The organism is Mucilaginibacter sp. P1_A3 (assembly GCF_056406855.1).
This window is the reverse complement of record NZ_JBFTZJ010000003.1, coordinates 442685-460240: the sequence shown is the minus strand read 5'-3', so window position 1 is coordinate 460240 and position 17556 is coordinate 442685. Positions and strand designations below refer to the sequence as shown.

Annotated in this window: 19 protein-coding genes; 6 read left to right on the top strand and 13 right to left on the bottom strand. The window is 40.7% G+C overall.

Annotated elements, in window-relative coordinates; all coding sequences use genetic code 11:
• Positions 1-4: 4 nt before the first annotated feature.
• From bamG to upp, 11 genes are all read right to left on the bottom strand, one after another.
• Positions 5-1318, bottom strand: coding sequence for a BamG family beta-barrel-assembly machinery protein (gene bamG, locus AC1D0K_RS08595; RefSeq protein ID WP_477391709.1), 1314 nt, complete (start codon positions 1316-1318; stop codon positions 5-7).
• Positions 1311-2054 carry a type III pantothenate kinase gene (locus AC1D0K_RS08590; RefSeq protein WP_477391710.1) on the bottom strand — a complete coding sequence of 248 codons (744 nt, stop codon included), beginning with the start codon at positions 2052-2054 and terminating at the stop codon, positions 1311-1313. The genes bamG and AC1D0K_RS08590 overlap by 8 nt, the downstream gene beginning before the upstream one ends.
• Positions 2054-2746 carry a phosphoribosylformylglycinamidine synthase subunit PurQ gene (purQ, locus tag AC1D0K_RS08585; protein ID WP_295721286.1) on the bottom strand — a complete coding sequence of 231 codons (693 nt, stop codon included), beginning with the start codon at positions 2744-2746 and terminating at the stop codon, positions 2054-2056. The genes AC1D0K_RS08590 and purQ overlap by 1 nt, the downstream gene beginning before the upstream one ends.
• 159 nt (positions 2747-2905) lie before the next feature.
• On the bottom strand, positions 2906-3892 hold the full coding sequence (locus tag AC1D0K_RS08580) for a DUF6427 family protein (protein ID WP_477441621.1): 987 nt from the start codon (positions 3890-3892) through the stop codon (positions 2906-2908).
• Positions 3893-4093: 201 nt separating this feature from the next.
• Positions 4094-4471 carry a helix-turn-helix domain-containing protein gene (locus tag AC1D0K_RS08575; protein WP_477391712.1) on the bottom strand — a complete coding sequence of 126 codons (378 nt, stop codon included), beginning with the start codon at positions 4469-4471 and terminating at the stop codon, positions 4094-4096.
• Between the two features lie 7 nt (positions 4472-4478).
• Complete coding sequence (locus AC1D0K_RS08570) at positions 4479-4784, bottom strand: type II toxin-antitoxin system HigB family toxin (RefSeq protein ID WP_477391713.1); 306 nt, start codon at positions 4782-4784, stop codon at positions 4479-4481.
• 112 nt (positions 4785-4896) lie between these two features.
• Positions 4897-5904: a glycosyltransferase family protein gene (locus AC1D0K_RS08565; RefSeq protein WP_477391714.1), complete on the bottom strand. Its 1008-nt coding sequence runs from the start codon at positions 5902-5904 to the stop codon at positions 4897-4899.
• A 353-nt stretch (positions 5905-6257) separates the two neighbouring features.
• Positions 6258-7112 (bottom strand): UDP-2,3-diacylglucosamine diphosphatase, encoded by an 855-nt coding sequence (locus tag AC1D0K_RS08560; RefSeq protein WP_477391715.1) that lies wholly within the window; start codon positions 7110-7112, stop codon positions 6258-6260.
• Between the two features lie 262 nt (positions 7113-7374).
• Complete coding sequence (locus AC1D0K_RS08555) at positions 7375-7902, bottom strand: DinB family protein (RefSeq protein WP_477391716.1); 528 nt, start codon at positions 7900-7902, stop codon at positions 7375-7377.
• Positions 7899-8591, bottom strand: coding sequence for a YjjG family noncanonical pyrimidine nucleotidase (locus AC1D0K_RS08550; RefSeq protein ID WP_477391717.1), 693 nt, complete (start codon positions 8589-8591; stop codon positions 7899-7901). Before AC1D0K_RS08550 ends, AC1D0K_RS08555 begins: the two co-directional genes overlap by 4 nt.
• 142 nt (positions 8592-8733) lie before the next feature.
• Positions 8734-9378, bottom strand: coding sequence for a uracil phosphoribosyltransferase (upp, locus tag AC1D0K_RS08545; protein ID WP_477391718.1), 645 nt, complete (start codon positions 9376-9378; stop codon positions 8734-8736).
• A 150-nt stretch (positions 9379-9528) separates the two neighbouring features.
• Here upp and uvrB point away from each other — a divergent pair, with 150 nt between their 5' ends.
• From uvrB to AC1D0K_RS08515, 6 genes are all read left to right on the top strand, one after another.
• Positions 9529-11553 carry an excinuclease ABC subunit UvrB gene (gene uvrB / locus AC1D0K_RS08540; RefSeq protein WP_477441623.1) on the top strand — a complete coding sequence of 675 codons (2025 nt, stop codon included), beginning with the start codon at positions 9529-9531 and terminating at the stop codon, positions 11551-11553.
• 150 nt (positions 11554-11703) lie between these two features.
• Entirely contained in the window at positions 11704-11955 is a 252-nt protein-coding gene (locus AC1D0K_RS08535; protein ID WP_295721271.1) for a DUF4834 family protein, read from the top strand.
• A 6-nt stretch (positions 11956-11961) separates the two neighbouring features.
• A complete protein-coding gene (locus AC1D0K_RS08530) occupies positions 11962-12258 on the top strand; it encodes a hypothetical protein (protein WP_477391720.1) in 297 nt (98 codons plus the stop codon).
• An 83-nt stretch (positions 12259-12341) separates the two neighbouring features.
• Positions 12342-14831 carry a YfhO family protein gene (locus AC1D0K_RS08525; RefSeq protein ID WP_477391721.1) on the top strand — a complete coding sequence of 830 codons (2490 nt, stop codon included), beginning with the start codon at positions 12342-12344 and terminating at the stop codon, positions 14829-14831.
• Between the two features lie 92 nt (positions 14832-14923).
• Positions 14924-15154, top strand: coding sequence for a DUF433 domain-containing protein (locus tag AC1D0K_RS08520; RefSeq protein WP_477391722.1), 231 nt, complete (start codon positions 14924-14926; stop codon positions 15152-15154).
• Entirely contained in the window at positions 15155-15514 is a 360-nt protein-coding gene (locus tag AC1D0K_RS08515; RefSeq protein ID WP_477391723.1) for a DUF5615 family PIN-like protein, read from the top strand.
• 5 nt (positions 15515-15519) lie between these two features.
• On the opposite strand, the gene AC1D0K_RS08510 is transcribed toward AC1D0K_RS08515, so the two are convergent.
• Both AC1D0K_RS08510 and AC1D0K_RS08505 read right to left on the bottom strand, forming a co-directional pair.
• The gene (locus tag AC1D0K_RS08510) at positions 15520-16272 is read right to left on the bottom strand and encodes a glycosyltransferase family 2 protein (RefSeq protein WP_477391724.1); all 753 of its coding nucleotides are present in this window, start codon (positions 16270-16272) and stop codon (positions 15520-15522) included.
• Positions 16265-17542 carry a glycosyltransferase family 4 protein gene (locus AC1D0K_RS08505; RefSeq protein ID WP_477391725.1) on the bottom strand — a complete coding sequence of 426 codons (1278 nt, stop codon included), beginning with the start codon at positions 17540-17542 and terminating at the stop codon, positions 16265-16267. Before AC1D0K_RS08505 ends, AC1D0K_RS08510 begins: the two co-directional genes overlap by 8 nt.
• Positions 17543-17556 lie beyond the last annotated feature (14 nt).

Sequence of the window (17556 nt, the reverse complement as noted above, 5' to 3'; positions counted from 1 at the left end):
TTTATTAATCAAATTTATATTTCGTGAACCACCTGTCGTTAAGCGTGAAGCCCAGGTGCAGATTAATGTAGTTTTCTTTAACAAGCCCGTTTACCAATGATCCCCTTTGACCTAACTCGGCCGAAATATTGATCTTATAAAAACTACCATTACTTGGGCGCAAAGGCAAACCTAAACCTGCAGTAATAGCGTATTTTTTTATCCTGGTATTATTAACGGTCATATAAGTTTCATCGTAAATACCGCCTATACGATAATCAACCGTAGCCAGGTAATTACGAATAGTAGCAATGTTTGGCGTATACTGCGCACCTACATTAAAAGTGCGGCTGTTTACCAAGCCTTGGTTTACATTAGATATACTCAGATCAGACCACTGTCCCATTGAATAATCGGCGCCAACCAAAAACTTGCCATCGTTTTGGAACGAGATACCAAAACGGTTTATCTGCGGAAGTTTTAACTTTCCTTTAGCATTTTGCCTGTTTACAACACTATCAACCGCAATATTGGGGTTGCCACTTGCATCATTTGTATACTGGCTTACAATGTAGCTGGTTTGCGAATTAAGCTTTGTACCTGCTGAGGCAGAATAGCCCAGGATAAGGTGCTTGGTTTCAGAAAAATCAAACGAGTATTGCAAACCGTAATCGTAATTTAAACCACCGATAGCATTGCTTTGTTCAATTTTTGAATTTAGCGTACCGGCCAGGCCAGGGATTTCGGTTGTGCTTACATCCTTAATATTACCAAATATATAAGATACGTTACCACCCAATAATAAATGCTTGCCTATACCAAAACCATAACCCAAATACGCTTTTGATAAACCACCATCACCACTGTAGTTATAATTGGTTACGTTGGTATCAACAGGCGAAGAGGAGCCTAAATTTTTAACAGATTTTTTATAGTTATAACCGCGCTCGCTATATGGCAGCAAACCAAAGCTAAGTGCCGACTTTTTGGTTACCGGTATACCAAAAGCAATGTGGCTAAGCCTAAAGTTTTTATTGCTTTGGGTGGCCTGCCCTGTTTGGTTTAAGGTTGAAAAGTTACTGTAAATACCAACATCAATAACAGTTATACCGATGGCGCCGTATGATGCAGGGTTTATAACGTTTATATTATTAAACAAACTTATCCTGTTTGTTGCCACACCAATACCGCCAATACCTATATTTTGAGGCATTAACTGTGGGTCGATATCGCCCAAACCGAACCTTGAATATGGAGAGCTTGTGGTAGATTGAGAATGTGCTGCAAATGCAATAACAGCAAATAAAAGTGTTAAAAAAAACCTGGTATATTTAATCATTATGCTTTTGTATAGCTGCGTTTAATCCTTTTAAAACCAAATAAGGTTCAATTTTTATATAGGGGGCAAAGATGCTATTTTTTAGTAGCGTATCAAAAAAAATACTGTCGCCCCCGCTCAGTACAATATTCAGTTGGGGATTGTTGGCTTTATAGCTTTCAATAAACCCGGTTAGCTCATATTTTATACCGTTTTGTACACCCGAGCGTATGGCGGTTTCTGTGTTATTGCCGTACTCCGCGGTAAAATCAGCATCGGTATTTATTAATGGCAAACCTGCTGTATAATTATTAACAGCCTTATAACGCATATTTAAACCCGGTGATATACTGCCTCCAAAATAATTGCGGTTGCTGTCAACATAGTCATATGTTATACATGTACCACCCGCAATAACCAGGCTATTTTTGCCCGGGTACATGTAGCTGGCCCCTATTACGGCTGCCAATCTATCGGTACCAAGTGTATCAGGAGTTAAATAATGGTTCTGTATACCACTGGTCATCAAATTATTAAAATAAACCAGGGATAGTTTTTTTTCTAAACCGGCTTGCCAGGGTTCAACGCGCTTTTTTACCGATGAAATTATTGCCCTGTCAGCTTCATACTTATTTAATAGTTCATCAAGCCAGCCTGCATCAACATGTTCAAACTGCTCAACCATAAGCAGCTCATCAAGCTTAAAAACCGCAACCTTTGTTAATGTGTTACCAATATCGATAACCAGGTTGGTCATCAGGCCCTTACTATTGATAGTATAGATTCAAATATTGCCAGCCCATCTTCGTTTGCCAATAAACTATCAGCAGCGCGTTCCGGGTGAGGCATTAAACCAAAAACATTACGGCTTGCATTACAAACACCAGCAATATTCTGTATTGATCCGTTAGGGTTTGCATCTTCAATGATGTTACCAAACTCATCACAATATCTAAATAATACCTGCTCATTATCATTAAGCCTTTTAATTACATCGGCATCGGCAAAATAATTACCCTCGCCATGTGCAATAGGGATCTTATAGGCCTGCTCCTGCTCTAAACCGGCTGTAAGTAATGATTTGGTTGTTTGTGGCTTTAAATAAATATTGCGGCAAATAAACTTACGGTTTGTATTGTGCAACAGAGCCCCATCCAGTAAACCAGCTTCGGCCAATATCTGGAAGCCGTTACAAATACCCATTACATAACCACCTTTTGCAGCAAATTGTATAACCTCCTGCATAATTGGCGAAAAACGTGATATAGCACCTGAACGAAGATAATCGCCAAATGAAAAACCACCTGGTAAAACAACAAAGTCAACACCCTGCAGGTCATGATCTTTATGCCATAACCTTACAACCTGCTGGCCCATTATTTTTTCTAATACGTATATGATGTCTTCATCACAGTTAGAGCCTGGAAATATAACTACGCCAAATTTCATTTGAATTGTTTTATTGTGTAATAATTGCCTTTAAAAAGACACCCAACAGGGCATCTATTTTTTAATATCATTTGCTTTTACGTTCATGTAAACTACAGCTAATGATGGTTTCGCGTTACAAAACTAATATAACCGCTGAAATTTGAACGAATGTAAAAGTTAAAATTTGTTAAACTGGAAGTAGATGATGCTGATTAGCAGCAATAAAAACAGGCTTTCGTAAAACCATTTTTTTTTCGCGTATAAAAAATAATAGGCAAAAAACACCGCAGCGGGCGCTATACACAATAAAAAATGGTTAAGGTGGAAAGATGAATTAACATAAAATGAAAAGCCTGTTATTAAAAAAATAAAAAATAACAGCTGAAAAGATTTACGGATCTGCACGTAACTTTTAAAGAAATTTTGCTGCAATTTAAAAACACAGAGCACTAATATGAGCATAACCGGTATCAGCAGCAGGTAGTTTAAAGAATTTATGCTGATATGATCCGGAAACTTTTTTGCCAGTGGAAGCCAGATTCTGTAAAAAATGGAGATCCTGTCATTCAAAAAGTAAAACACCGCTAAAAAGAAAAAAATGGTGCCGTAACCTAAAACTCCTGATATCCACTCGCGCCAGTTAAAGGGTTTAAAAAGAATAAGTCCTATCCATATAGCCAAAAACAAATAGATAAAGGGGAAATAAAGAAGCGAGCCCAATGCTACTATCATACCCACATCATACGATATTGATTTGGCATCGTCGCCTTTATACAAGCTCATTAGTTTAAAAAGCATCCAGATCAACAGAAAATTACAGATGAGCGGAGCGCTCAAAATTAAAAACGGCGAAAACAACCCTGATAGTGTTACATACATTAACGCCGGTAAAAAAGAGGGCTTACCTAATAAATTATAGCGGTTTACTAAATAGTTGAGTAATAAAGCCTGTATAAACACCAAGGCGGCAGCCAGGAATATATTTACCCCCGCCGAAAACGCGTACTCATACGCCACGGGCACCAATAGTCGCGCAAATGGTTCAACAAATACAAATTCAACCTTATCGGGCACATGCAGCAAATAGCCCAGCCGCGACAGAAACAGCACCACAACCAGCCACAAAATATTCAAAGGATTAAAAGAGCGGAAAGCCTGGATCATATACGGCGATAATTTGCGGGGGTAAAATTAGTACAAAAAGCGAAAAGAGTGGTAAGAGTTTTCTGTGCAAATGAGGTGAAACAACTTTCGATAATTTACCTCTCCCATCAGCGTTTCCCGAAAATGAGCCTCTAGCTTAATAAAGTATAAACTGCGCAGTTTATGGCCGCTTGAGTACGTTAGAGCACCTGAACCATGAAGTTAAATATGATCTAAGATAAACTTAGGATCGAGCTTGAGTTTGTTATATATTGCCTTTATAAAATATACGTCGGGCTTTCGTTTACCGGTAAGAATTTGTGAAAGCTTAGGTTTGCTAATCCCTAACTCAACAGCCAGCTTTGCCTGCGACATCTTATTTTCATACATGAACAATTCAATCACACCTGATAAGGAATCTGGTTGCCTTGTGGGTTTCAAGCCCAATACTTCATCCTCGAATTTTTCAGTCGCAACTGTCATTGCTGCCAACTCTTGCGTATCAGCACCAGTCAGATTTGCCTCCCCTTTACTCATCAGATCATAGATCATGATCATGGTTTCATGATAATGTTTTTCTGAAGTGATTGTGTATTCCATATCCATCCTATTTTTTAAATGCTATAGTACCGGCATCTATTTTATCATATGCGGCATGGGTACCAATAAAAAGTATAAACACAGTTCGTACCTTGAATATGATTAGTGCAACCAACCTGTATGAATTGCCTTTTATATTAAATACATATCTATCATTACCCACGGCATCTACGCTGTTAAAGGTATTTCTCATTTCGTTAAAATTTTTCCAGTTTACTTCTTTGGCCAACTCATACCAATCGCTCAAAGGTGTTTCTGAATCAGGATGTAACCCGGAAAAATCACGGATGACTGCCTTAGAAATGATAACCATAATACAAAAATAGCAATTTTATTTATTGAAACAATATTTCATTTATTGAAATAAAAACAAGATTAACATCATAATGTTAGACTACCTGTAAATATCCCTCTTGAATCGTCCTCTACACCATAATACTTTGCGGCCTTGCATATTGCTTTACCAAATTATCAACTATTTGCGCTGTTTCATCCGGAAAATCAACTATAATCTTCTTATCATCATGGATCCAGGCATTTAAATAGCCAACAAACTTTTCATTGATCTCGGCAACCACAGGCACTCCCATTTTTGAAGCGGCGAGAGCATTGCATTGCTGCTCATACTGCCCCTTCATGGGTATCATCATCACTTTCTTTTTCAGGAAGAGCGCTTCGGCGGGGCCTTCAAATCCGCCGCCAGTAAGCAGGCCTTCGCAACTGGCCAGGCTTTTATTAAATGCCTCATTATTTACCGGGAAGATCTCGACATTGCCGGATTGAAAATACGTTTTTTGTCGTTTTGAAAATATCTGCCATTTAACATCGCTTACTTTACTTAGGTATTTCAGTAATGTTTTATCATCATAGGCAGGCAAATAAACACTATAATGGCCCAGGTTGCTGGTTTCCATCTGCCGAATTTCGCTACGGATAACGGGGGTGTTTATAAAATTATCATAGCGCTCAAAATGGAAACCCACGTGATAGGTAGTGGGCGAATAATTTTTTAGCAGCCACTGAGCAAAAGGATCTTTTTTTTGAGGGCGCGGCGTATTTGGCGATACAAACGAGCATTGATGACTTAATGAAACGGACGGTACGCGATGAATTTTACAGGCCCAGGCGCTCACCGGTTCAAAATCATTAATGATGAGGTCGTATTGTTTTAAGGGCAGACTATACAGATCACGTATAAACTGGCGCAGGTTCATAATTTTCCAGGTTGCCCAGTTATCAACACCGCCATTGGTACCAAACACAAAGCTAACGCCATGAAATTTGTACTTGAGGGGTTGAGCCAATGATACTTCGGCCTCGGTGCCGCTCACCAGTAAATCAACCTCACCATATTGCTGCAACAAAGGCACAATTTCGCGGGCCCGGCTTATATGCCCGTTGCCGGTTCCCTGTATCGCAAACAATATTTTCATGTAGATATAATTAGGGGCAATTTAGTAAAAGGAAATGTTTTGGGGAATGAAAAAAATAGTTCAACTATATTTTCGCGCTAAAACGCAAAAAGAGGTTTGACTTTGACCATTGATCCTATCTAATCGTCATTGCGATGTATAAAATCCCCGGACTCTGCAAAGAGAATTGACGTTTTAAAAGGTTTGTCATCCTGAGACACGAAGGATCTATTCGCAGATTTACAGAGCGAAGAAGCATGGCGAATAATAGATCCATCACTTCGTTCAGGATGACAAAATTTTTTTTTGTAAAAAGAATCATAGGCAGGCATGAAGTAATGACGGAGTTAGAAGATAGCTGGGTAAAAATGCACTCATTCCGTTTCCTGCCTAAACCTGTCAAGCAGGTTTTTAACATCCATTTTGGCATCCAGGTCTTCGGCGTCGGTTTTGTCATCCTCGTCGGCATCGGTGTTAAAGTCGTCTGCATTATATTTAAATATCGTCCAGTTGCCATCCTGGTACTCTAACGCGGTAAGGCTCTCTACCCAATCGCCGGAGTTGAGGTAAAGTACTTTACCGGTTTGTTCGGTATCCTCTATCTCCCTGATCTCGGCATGGTGAATATGCCCGCATATTACGTACTGGTAGTTTTTATCAACGGCCAAATCCGCCGCGGTTTGCTCAAACTGATTTATAAATTTCACAGCCTCTTTAAAGCGAGCCTTTATTTTTTGCGAAAAGCTCATTTTTTGCCTTCCGATAGCGGTTAGCAGCCAGTTGGTAAAACTGTTGATCAATATTAAAGTATCATACCCTACAGCGCCCAATTTAGCCAGCCATTTGGAGTGCTGCATAGTAACATCAAATATATCGCCATGAAATATCCAGGCTTTTTTACCATCAATATTTAAGACTACTTTATTAAGTAGCTTAAAAGACCCCAAATCAAAATCGGCAAATTTACGCAGCATTTCATCGTGATTGCCGGTTAGGTAATATACCGGAATACCATCGGTAACAAACTTGAGGATGCGACGCACCACTTTCATATGCGCCTCGGGCCAATATGATTTACTAAACTGCCATATATCAATTATATCGCCGTTAAGGATCAACATTTTGGGCTTAATGCTTTTTAAATATTTAAGCAATTCTTTTGCGTGGCAGCCATAAGTACCAAGGTGCACGTCGGATATTACTACGATATCTACTTCACGTTTTGCCATTAAAATAAGGGGGTTAAATTCTCAGCCGGCATATTTTGCCGGTTATTTATTTGGATAGAAATACTGAACAAACGATTACTCGTCGTCGTCGTCTTCATTAACATTTAATTCATAGGGGCTGAAATAGAAAATACCTACCAACAGCAACAGAGCTATAACAACTAAATAAGTGTACTCAAAATTCATCATAAATGATTTTTACAAATATCAGAAAATCAACATTATCATACTGTTAAGACTCTGTTAAATGTAAAAGGTTTCATCACTTTGATAATTTTATTTTCACCCTCTCCAGTTGCTTTAAATGGTGTTCCAGGTGTATTCTGATGAACCTGAACCACTGCCGGGCGTTAAGCATTCCCATGCGAGGGTGCTTATAACGGCTGGCCGCAGATGATGCTTCAATGAGTGGCGCGGCATCTGCCATCCGTTTACGGCATTTGATGATCATGTTCCTGGCCTCTTCCTTACTGATCTTTACTGCAGCCATTTTACCGGCTACCGCATCGGGTACTTTAAGCTTTACCGGCGGAAAAATCCCCAGCAATAATAAAAGGCGTCCCTGCCAGGTAAGCCCCTCCTTAGTTGGCGGGCAACTGCCATGCGCGCACCGCTCCAGCGCGATAGATGACCCTAAAGTTGCCTGTAATATATGGCTGTAAACCTCGGCGTATGACCAGTGGCCGTCAGCGGGCGTTTCGGCAAACTGCTCATCAGGAATAGCATCGAGCTGTTTACGGTAATTATCAAGCGCAGCGTCAATGGCGCGGCGTTCTTTGGCAACACTCATAACATTAAAGTTAATTCTTTTAAATGAGTAATCTGCACAGACACCTTATCAGGCTTGGGTGCATTAAAAGGATTAAAATAAATGGCATCCATGCCAAAATTTAACGCACCGTAAATATCAGCTTCCAGGCTATCGCCTATCATTACACTTTCTTCAATAGTGGCGCCAGCCAGGTCTATCGCATGCTGAAATATAGCTTTATCGGGCTTGTTAACGCCCACATCTTCGGATATAATAACGTTTTGAAAATAACCCGCCAGGTTGGTACCGGCAATTTTTACCCGGGTAGAATCTTTAAACCCGTTCGAAATCAAATGCAGGGTATATTTGGATTGTAAATACTGCAATGTTTCATGCGCATGCGGAAACAGGTTTGTTTTTGTAGGACAAAGCTTTACATAGGCATCTTCAAAATCAGCTGGCATCAGGTCGGGGTGCAGGCCCAGGTCGGTAAAGGTTGCTTTAAAACGGGCATCGCGCAGTTCGTCTTTGCTGATCTCACCAACATGATACTGCGCCCAGAGCCGATGATTGTTGCGGGTATAGGTTTCAATGAATAGATCAGGTGATGTAAGGCCGATACTTTCCAGTTGATGAATATGATAAAGCTCGTGCAAAGCTTCCTCGGCATTTTTATCAAAATCCCAGATGGTATGGTCGAGATCAAAGAAAATGTGTCGGTATTTCATTTTTAACATTTAATTGTTTTCCGGCGATATTAAAGAGGGGTTTCGCCGTTTTTTTATTTCGGTTTTCTTATCCAATCCGAAAATCCAAAATTAAACATCTAAATCTCAAAATCCCAAACTGAACGTTCTAATTCCGCAATGCCTATACTTTTTCCCCAAAAGCAAGGTCGCCCGCATCACCTAAGCCTGGTACAATATATGCTTTGCTGGTCATTTCATCATCAATGGCGCAAAGCCAAAGTTTTGCTTTTGGCAAATTAGCCCTAACATGCGCCACGCCCTCAGTACTGGCAATTACGGCGGCAATGTGCAGCTCCTTTATTTCATACTGCGCCATCAGTTCCTTGCAAACGGCCACAACGCTTTGCCCGGTGGCCAGCATGGTATCGCATAAAATAAACACCTGGTCGTCCAGGTTTGGAGTGGAGATGTGATCAACCTGGATAATGAAAGCACTGTTCCTTTTCACCTTACGGTAAGCCGTAACAAATGCCGATGACGATTGATCAAAATAATTCATAAAGCCCTGGTGAAAGGGCAGGCCGGCACGCAAAATGGTTCCCAAAACAGGCTGATCTGCAGGCACATTTACATTTGTGGTACCTAAAGGCGTGTGCACTTCTTTCAACTCATATTTCAGCGTTTTACTTAATTCATAAGCCAAAATCTCGCCCAGCTTTTCCTGGTTCCGCCTAAAACGTGCTCTATCCAGCTGTGTAACGGCATCACGCAGTTCAACCAGGAATTGGTTGGCAATAGTATTGGTTTTATTGAGGACGAAAATCATAATTGTAGATTTGATTTATGAGCAACAATTGCTCATAAATATATAAAAAATTACGCCGATAAAACACTGTTGACATACGGTTGTCATTATCATGCACTTATTTTGATTTGCAAACCCTATTGTAGTATTATTTGTATTTTTACACAACACATGGATTTTAATTTAACCTCACAATACTTCCCCACCGGCGATCAGCCCGAAGCCATAAGGCAACTGGTTGAAGGTGTAAACAACGGCGATCCATTCCAAACACTTTTGGGTGTTACCGGATCTGGCAAAACGTTTACCATGGCCAATGTTATTGCGCAAACACAAAAGCCTACTTTAATACTTAGTCATAACAAAACCCTTGCGGCGCAGCTTTACGGCGAGTTCAAGCAGTTTTTTCCAGAAAACGCGGTGAACTATTTTGTATCGTACTATGATTATTACCAGCCCGAGGCGTTTATCCCTACTACCAATACTTATATAGAAAAGGACCTACAGATAAACGAGGAGATAGAGAAACTGCGTTTGCGCACTACCTCTGCCCTCATGTCGGGCAGGCGGGATGTTATCGTAGTATCATCCATATCCTGTATTTATGGTATGGGTAACCCGGAAGATTTTGCACAGTCAGTTTTTAAATTTGCTGTAGGCACCCGCATCAGCCGGAATGCTTTTTTACACCGCCTGGTTGAAATACTATATGCCCGCACCACTGCCGATTTTAAACGGGGTACTTTTAGAGTTAAGGGTGATACTGTTGATATTTTCCCGGCTTATATGGATCATGCGTATCGCATCTCTTTTTTTGGAGATGATATTGAAGAGTTGACCACTTTTGATGTGAGCACCGGCAAAACCATCGAAAAAATGACACATATGGTGGTTTACCCCGCCAACTTATATGTTGCCCCGCGCGAGCGTTTTGTACAATCCATCTGGGCCATACAGGAAGAACTGGAAACCCGCAAAAAACAGTTTATCGGCGATGGCCGTTTCCTGGAAGCCAAACGCCTGGAAGAAAGGGTTAATTACGACCTGGAGATGATTCGAGAGCTGGGCTACTGCTCTGGTATCGAAAACTATTCGCGCTTTTTTGATGGCAGGCTGCCCGGCGCACGCCCCTTCTGTTTACTGGATTATTTCCCTGATGATTACCTGATGGTAATTGATGAGAGCCACGTTACTGTTCCACAGATCAGGGCGATGTATGGCGGCGATAGATCGCGCAAGATGTCATTGGTTGATTATGGTTTCCGCTTGCCGGCCGCCTTGGATAACCGCCCGCTTAATTTCCAGGAGTTTGAACAACTTGCCCCGCAAACGGTATATGTAAGCGCAACGCCAGGCGATTTTGAGTTGGAAAAATCTGAAGGTGTAGTGGTGCAACAGGTGATACGCCCAACTGGCTTGCTTGATCCGATCATAGAGATCCGCCCGGTAATAAACCAGGTAGATGATCTGCTGGATGAGGTGGACAAGGTTATAAAAATGGGCGACCGTATACTGGTTACCACCCTTACCAAACGCATGGCCGAAGAGTTGGCCAAATACATGGACAGGCTGGGCATTAAATGCCGCTATATCCACTCGGAAGTTAAAACGCTGCAACGTGTAGAAATTTTAAGGGGGTTACGCCTTGGCGAATTTGATGTACTCATAGGCATCAACCTACTCCGTGAAGGGCTTGATTTACCTGAAGTATCATTGGTGGCTATCCTCGATGCTGATAAAGAAGGCTTCCTTCGATCTGAGCGCTCATTGATCCAAACCATTGGACGGGCAGCGCGTAATGACCGCGGCCGTGTAATTATGTATGCCGATAAAATAACCGATTCCATGCAGATAACCATGGATGAAACCAACCGCAGGCGCGAAATACAGATAGCCTATAATACAGCGCATGGCATTACACCAACTACCGTAGGTAAAAGCCGCGAGGAGATCATGGAGCAAACATCGGTTGTCGATTTTAAAGGCGGTGTGCAAAAAGCTTATGTAGAGGCCGATATGGCATCCCTGGCTGCTGACCCAATTGTACAGTACATGACCAAACCCGACCTGAAAAAATCAATCGACAACACTAAAAAAGAAATGCTTGCCGCTGCCAAAAACATGGACTTTTTATTGGCCGCCAAGCTGCGCGACGAAATGTTTGCACTGGAAAAAATGATGGAAGAGAAATTTTAATTTGAAAATTTATTGGTTTGAAAATTTGAAAATGACAGTCACAGCATCTTCAAATTTTCAAACTACCTAATTTTCAAATTACTACAAAAATCATATTCAAACAATTTTAGCGTTATATGCTTATATTTGTAAGCTTAAAGTTAAATCAAGATGCTATTAATTCGTTTCCTGATCATATCAATTTGTGTTTTATACATTATTCGCAGTTTAATGCGGTACTTAATACCTGCATTATTCCAGAGTGTAATAAACAAGGCCCAGCAACAGGCGCAACAACAACAGCACTACCGCGAACCCCGGAAGCATGAAGGCGCTATAAAGGTTGACTATATCCCCGAAGGCAAAAAAAGCAAATTACCCGACTCTGAAGGCGAGTTTGTTGATTATGAAGAAGTAAAATAAACCAGCATGCTGCCAGACGAAGTATACAAACGACGCCCAAACCACAATAATACGCCAGAGTCGATAACGCTTATCATTGCAAATTTTATTGTTTTTTCATTAGCCATTCAGCTATTTGCGGCATGTAATAAGATCAATAACTTTTTTTGGGTAATTGTAGGCGTACTGCTTATTTACAATTTTTTTAACGTTCGTAAATACCGCGAAGACTATAAAAAGCCCCAGATTATAGCCTACGTTTTAAGTATTGTTATCCTTATTGCCTTCTTTTTCCTGATGCGTGGCAGGTCCCAAAACTGTTAAGTAATTCCTTTACAACTAATAATTCCTAATCCCGTTCAAATTTCTATTTTTGAGGAATATATTATCCATTTCAAAAAACTTAGATGAATAACTGGTTCAAGCGTAATAGTGTTCACCTCATTATTGTAGCAATTTTAATAGCAATTTCCTTTGCTTATTTCCTCAGTCCTTTAACGCAGGGTAAAGTTTTATCACAAAATGATGTGGTACAGGCCCAGTCCATGCAAAAAGAGATCAATGATGTTAGGGCCGCAACCGGCCACGCCCCATTGTGGACAAATCAGATGTTTGGCGGCATGCCGGCTTACCAGATCTGGGCTTCATTTCCATCAAACATCACATCACATGTGGTTGATATTTTGAAAGCTGTTTTCCCTAACCCTGTTGATACCGTATTGCTTTACCTGTTAGGCGCTTATTTACTATTCAGCGTGTTAAGGCTTTCGCCATGGTTAGCAGCAGCGGGCGCAATAGCTTTTGCATTTTCATCGTACAATTTTATTTATATAACGGCGGGCCACTCCAACCAGGCTTATGCCATCGCCTTTTTTGCACCAATACTGGCGGGAATTATTTTAACCCTGCGCGGCAAATATTTGTTAGGGGCATCACTTACTGCTTTTTTCCTTGCTATGGAAATCAGGAGTAACCACGTGCAAATGACTTATTATTTGTTGCTGACTATTGCCATATATTTAGGCATTGAGCTTTATCATGCCATAAAAGCAAAACAAACCAAACCGTTTTTAAAAGCTATAGGCGCTTTAGCCGCGGGTACATTATTGGCCATTGCCGTAAATGCAGGTACCCTGTGGACCACCTACGAGTATAGCCAGTACACCATCAGGGGTAAAGCTAATTTAACCTCAAAAGGCACTGCCGGCCCTAGTCATGGTCTTGATAGGGACTATGCTTATACTTGGAGCCAGAGCGTGGGCGAATGCTTTACCTTTTTAATTCCGAACGCCTACGGCGGTGGTTCAAGCACTGTTGTTGGTGAAGATTCAAAGGCCGTAAAAACACTTGTTGATAATGGCGTTGACCCTGGTCAAGCGCAGGGTTTTATATCACAATCACTGTATTATGGTAATAAACCAGGTACATTTGGCCCATGGTATTTTGGTGCCGCTATATGTTTTCTGTTTGTTTTAGGATTACTGATTGTAAAGAACCGTTTAAAATGGTGGTTGTTAAGCGCTGTTTTATTAAGTATGCTCTTATCATTTGGTAAAAATCTGCCTTTCCTTTCCGATTTCTTTTTCAACTACGTACCCATGTACAACAAGTTCAGGGCGGTTGAATCAACTTTGGTTATAGCAGCGTTTTGCTTCCCGATACTTGCCTTACTGGCTATTAACGAAGTTATTACCAATACGGATAAGGCTTTGATTTTTAAACGGGCCAAGATAGCCTTCTACATAACCGGCGGTTTGCTGTTAATTATGATTGCTGTACCCGAAGTAGTTTTAAACTTTAAATCTGACGATCATTTAGGTTTCGTTAACAACCTTACCCAAATATTTAAAGGTAATACAGCGTTAGCCAATACCGTAGCCAATGGCTTAATTGAAGATAGGGTAAGCCTTGAACGCGCCGATGCTATCAGGTCGTTAATATTTGTATTGTTAACTGCCGGACTGGTATGGTTGCTCATTAAACAAAAGATTAAAGCAAACATAGCCGCATTGGTTTTGGCTGCAATTGTTTTGTTTGATATGTGGGGTGTTGATAAACGCTACCTTAAGGATGCCAATTTTGTAGCAAAATCCGACCTGGAACAGCTTTACAGTGCACCGCGCGAGGTTGATCAGTTTATCATGAAAGATCCTGATCCGAATTTCAGGGTATTTGATATGACCTCCGGAGATCCATTTCATGATTCACACTCATCTTATTTTTATAAAACAGTGGGTGGTTTTCATTCTGCCAGACTAAGAAGATTTGATGAGCTTATAGAAAGCCAATTCAGCAAAAGTGTAAATCATGATGTGTTGGATATGCTGAATACCAAGTACATTATTAACGCCGATCCAAAAACAGGAAATGCTACTATGCAGGCTAATCCTACCGCATGCGGAAATGTTTGGTTTGTTAAAAGTGTGAAATTTGCAGAGAACGCGGATGAGGAAATGCAGGCTATCAGCAGCTTTTCACCAAAAGAAGAAGCTATTGTTGACAAGCAGTATAAAAGCATGATTGATGGTAAATCTCCAGGAGCAGAACCCACTGCAACCATTAAATTAACAAGCTACACACCGGAACACCTTAAATATGAAAGCAGCAGCCCTGTAACCCAGGTAGCTGTATTCTCGGAAATTTATTACGATAAGGGATGGACGATGACTATTGATGGTAAAGAAGAACCTTATTTCCGTGCAGATTATCTTTTACGTGCTGCTGTAATACCTATTGGTAACCACAAAATAAATTTCGATTTCCACCCTACATCATACTACGCAGGCGAAAACATCTCGTTAGCAGGATCTATCCTTTTAGTACTGGCCTTAGGTGGTGCGGTTTATACCGAAACCAAAAAGAAACCAGTTGCCAAGCCGGCGACGAAGAAGGTGTAGTGAAATTTCAATGATACTAAGAAAAGCGATGGGCGGATAGTTCATCGCTTTTTGCATTTATATAAATAGCAAATATTTTGTAAATTTACGTTATGAGCGCATTGTTAGAAAGGATTACGGTTGATGCAGATATATGCCACGGCAAGGCGTGTATACGCCACATGAGGTGGCCTGTTGAAGTGATAATTGATCTGATTGCCTCAGGAATGTCTTTTGATGATATCATTAATGATCACCCCGAATTAGAAAAAGAGGATATTGTCGCATCGTTATCATATGCCAAAATCACCCTATCGGGTAAATCGTTAGAAGAAGTTAGCTAAATGAATTTTCTTATTGATGTCCATTTACCCATCAGCCTATCAAAATTTCTGAATAGTCAAGAACATTGCTCTGCAATTCATGTAAATCAAATACTGCAAAAATGGAATACTACAGATGCAGACATTTGTAAATATGCCGACCTAAATAATCTTGTTGTAATTACCAAAGATCAGGATTTTAAAAACTCGCATTTTGTAAATAAAACGCCTAAAAAAGTAATCAGGATAACTTTAGGTAATATTTCAAATAATAACTTAATTCTACTTTTTGAAAAATATATCCCACGTATTTTAACGTTGTCGTTGAACGAGACTTTTTATTTAGAAGTAAGCGATGAAAGAATTATTCTTAATGGTTGATAGCCTCAATCATTCGTCCTTTTATTTTTCAACCAATACCATCCCAAATTAAAAGCGATCACAAAATGGTTCAGAATGGTGGGGAGCAATCCATAGTTCTGTTTCATAATATTAAAACGTTCCTGCAGACTTTGCCGGTGCTTCTTTTTTGACATCCCTCCTACCAGGTATTTGGCAACGTAGCGATTTACAATTACAATTTTACTGGCTTTTTTAGCCGCCCGGATTATCCAATCAATATCCGCGCTTAGTTGATATTTATTATCATACGGTTCTGTTAGCGTCCTCCGGATATAAATAGCCTGGTGGCTGATGCTCATGCCATATTTAAAGCCTTTCCAGGTAAATTGAGTTGGAGCTTTGTGCCTCCGCTGACCCAAACTTTGGCCATCACCGGCTATCATTTCAGTTTCGCCATAATAAATATCGGCATCATTGCCAGCAGCAAACACCGCGGCAACAGTTTCGACATCATAAAACTCATCGCCGGAGTTCATGAAGATCACATAATCGCCGGTAGCCATGGCCAGGCCTTTATTCATGGCATCATAAATGCCTTTATCCTTTTCGCTGATGAACTTACTTATGCTACCTGCATACTTGTTAATCACTGCTAAAGTACCATCGGTTGATAAACCATCTACAATAATGTATTCTATATTATTATACGTTTGCCCCAATACAGAAAGCATCGTACGTTCAATATCCTGCACATTGTTATACACTACGGTAATAACGCTTAGCCTGGGGTTAAACATCAGTACCTCCTTTTAGCAAACTTTCATAAAGTGCAATATGCTTTTTTGCTATCACCTCTTCCGAAAAGGTATCCATTATGGTTTGCCGGGCCTGCTGCTGTAGCTGTGGCCTTTGTGGATGCTGAATAATCCACTCCATGCCATCAGTAAAGCTCTCTGCCGAACGATAAGTGGCCAGGTAGCCGTTATATCCATGCTGCACCATATCGGGGATACCGCCCGTAGTAAAGGCAATAACGGGTGTTCCGCAGGCAAGACTTTCCATTACCGTATAAGGAAGGTTATCTTCCAATGAAGGAATCAGGAAAGCATCGGCGGCAGCGTAGTATTGCGCCAGTTTTTCATCATTGTTTATGGTCCCTAAAAAACTGGTCTTGAAAGGAAAATCAGGAACACCTTCTGTTCCGCGATTACCAAAAACAACCAGCTCTATATTATCCGCATCGTTACCCAAACGTTGTTTCAATAGTTCCATACTTTCCAACAGGTACTGGGTACCCTTGTGCAGGTCTTTTCGCGATGGCATAAAGCCACTCAGGAAAATAAATTTATCAGCTGGTAATCCGGCCTGCTCTTTTGCCAGTTTCTTATCAATAGGTTTAAAAATATCTGTCTCCAGTGTATTGGGGATCTGGTGAACCGCCTTCCCTTTCATTAAACTACTGGCCTTCACAGAATTTTGCATCCAAGAACTGGGTGCAGCTATGGCAAAATCCAAAACCTCGTAAGCTTTATGTTTCTGTTTCCAGATTTGGTTCGAGATATCATCGTCAGCCGCATTGATCAGCAAGGGACAATTGCCGCATTGGCGCAGGTAATGATCGCAGGTATAACGTACATGGCAGCCACCGGTAAAAGCATTGCTATCATGAAAGGTCCATACAACCGGCTTGTTTAGTCTGGCAATTTCGGCAATATGCCTGGGGTCAAGAAAACCGTGATTGATCCAGTGCAGATGGATTATATCGGCATTTTTAACATCGGGATGATGAATAACCGAACGACCGAACCAGGCAAATGAAAAAGGCGTTTTCACCGGTTTTAAAAAGCGCTTGGCCAGTATCCGCTCAAATATGATCTTAAACGCGGTATATGATTTTTGAATTTTATTGGAATTAAAAGTGCCGATATGGGGGTTGTTCCCAAACTTGTAATGGACCACCATCTTTGAATCGACACCCTGCCCAAGTAATGCACGATTTAGACGCATACAACCGCGGCCCGCGCCACCATTACCATCATAGGTATTTAAATGCACTACTTTAAACATGCCTCAAAAATACA

Excerpts from the sequence above, each read along its gene's own strand:
- upp (WP_477391718.1), bottom strand. The coding sequence starts at position 9,378 with ATGATTTTCGTCCTCAATAAAACCAATACTATTGCCAACCAATTCCTG.
- bamG (WP_477391709.1), bottom strand. The coding sequence starts at position 1,318 with ATGATTAAATATACCAGGTTTTTTTTAACACTTTTATTTGCTGTTATT.
- AC1D0K_RS08550 (WP_477391717.1), bottom strand. The coding sequence starts at position 8,591 with ATGAAATACCGACACATTTTCTTTGATCTCGACCATACCATCTGGGAT.
- AC1D0K_RS08580 (WP_477441621.1), bottom strand. The coding sequence starts at position 3,892 with ATGATCCAGGCTTTCCGCTCTTTTAATCCTTTGAATATTTTGTGGCTG.
- AC1D0K_RS08555 (WP_477391716.1), bottom strand. The coding sequence starts at position 7,902 with ATGAGTGTTGCCAAAGAACGCCGCGCCATTGACGCTGCGCTTGATAAT.
- AC1D0K_RS08525 (WP_477391721.1), top strand. The coding sequence starts at position 12,342 with ATGAATAACTGGTTCAAGCGTAATAGTGTTCACCTCATTATTGTAGCA.
- AC1D0K_RS08535 (WP_295721271.1), top strand. The coding sequence starts at position 11,704 with ATGCTATTAATTCGTTTCCTGATCATATCAATTTGTGTTTTATACATT.
- AC1D0K_RS08565 (WP_477391714.1), bottom strand. The coding sequence starts at position 5,904 with ATGAAAATATTGTTTGCGATACAGGGAACCGGCAACGGGCATATAAGC.
- AC1D0K_RS08570 (WP_477391713.1), bottom strand. The coding sequence starts at position 4,784 with ATGGTTATCATTTCTAAGGCAGTCATCCGTGATTTTTCCGGGTTACAT.
- AC1D0K_RS08520 (WP_477391722.1), top strand. The coding sequence starts at position 14,924 with ATGAGCGCATTGTTAGAAAGGATTACGGTTGATGCAGATATATGCCAC.
- purQ (WP_295721286.1), bottom strand. The coding sequence starts at position 2,746 with ATGAAATTTGGCGTAGTTATATTTCCAGGCTCTAACTGTGATGAAGAC.
- AC1D0K_RS08515 (WP_477391723.1), top strand. The coding sequence starts at position 15,155 with ATGAATTTTCTTATTGATGTCCATTTACCCATCAGCCTATCAAAATTT.
- AC1D0K_RS08510 (WP_477391724.1), bottom strand. The coding sequence starts at position 16,272 with ATGTTTAACCCCAGGCTAAGCGTTATTACCGTAGTGTATAACAATGTG.
- AC1D0K_RS08590 (WP_477391710.1), bottom strand. The coding sequence starts at position 2,054 with ATGACCAACCTGGTTATCGATATTGGTAACACATTAACAAAGGTTGCG.
- AC1D0K_RS08575 (WP_477391712.1), bottom strand. The coding sequence starts at position 4,471 with ATGGAATACACAATCACTTCAGAAAAACATTATCATGAAACCATGATC.
- uvrB (WP_477441623.1), top strand. The coding sequence starts at position 9,529 with ATGGATTTTAATTTAACCTCACAATACTTCCCCACCGGCGATCAGCCC.
- AC1D0K_RS08505 (WP_477391725.1), bottom strand. The coding sequence starts at position 17,542 with ATGTTTAAAGTAGTGCATTTAAATACCTATGATGGTAATGGTGGCGCG.
- AC1D0K_RS08530 (WP_477391720.1), top strand. The coding sequence starts at position 11,962 with ATGCTGCCAGACGAAGTATACAAACGACGCCCAAACCACAATAATACG.
- AC1D0K_RS08560 (WP_477391715.1), bottom strand. The coding sequence starts at position 7,112 with ATGGCAAAACGTGAAGTAGATATCGTAGTAATATCCGACGTGCACCTT.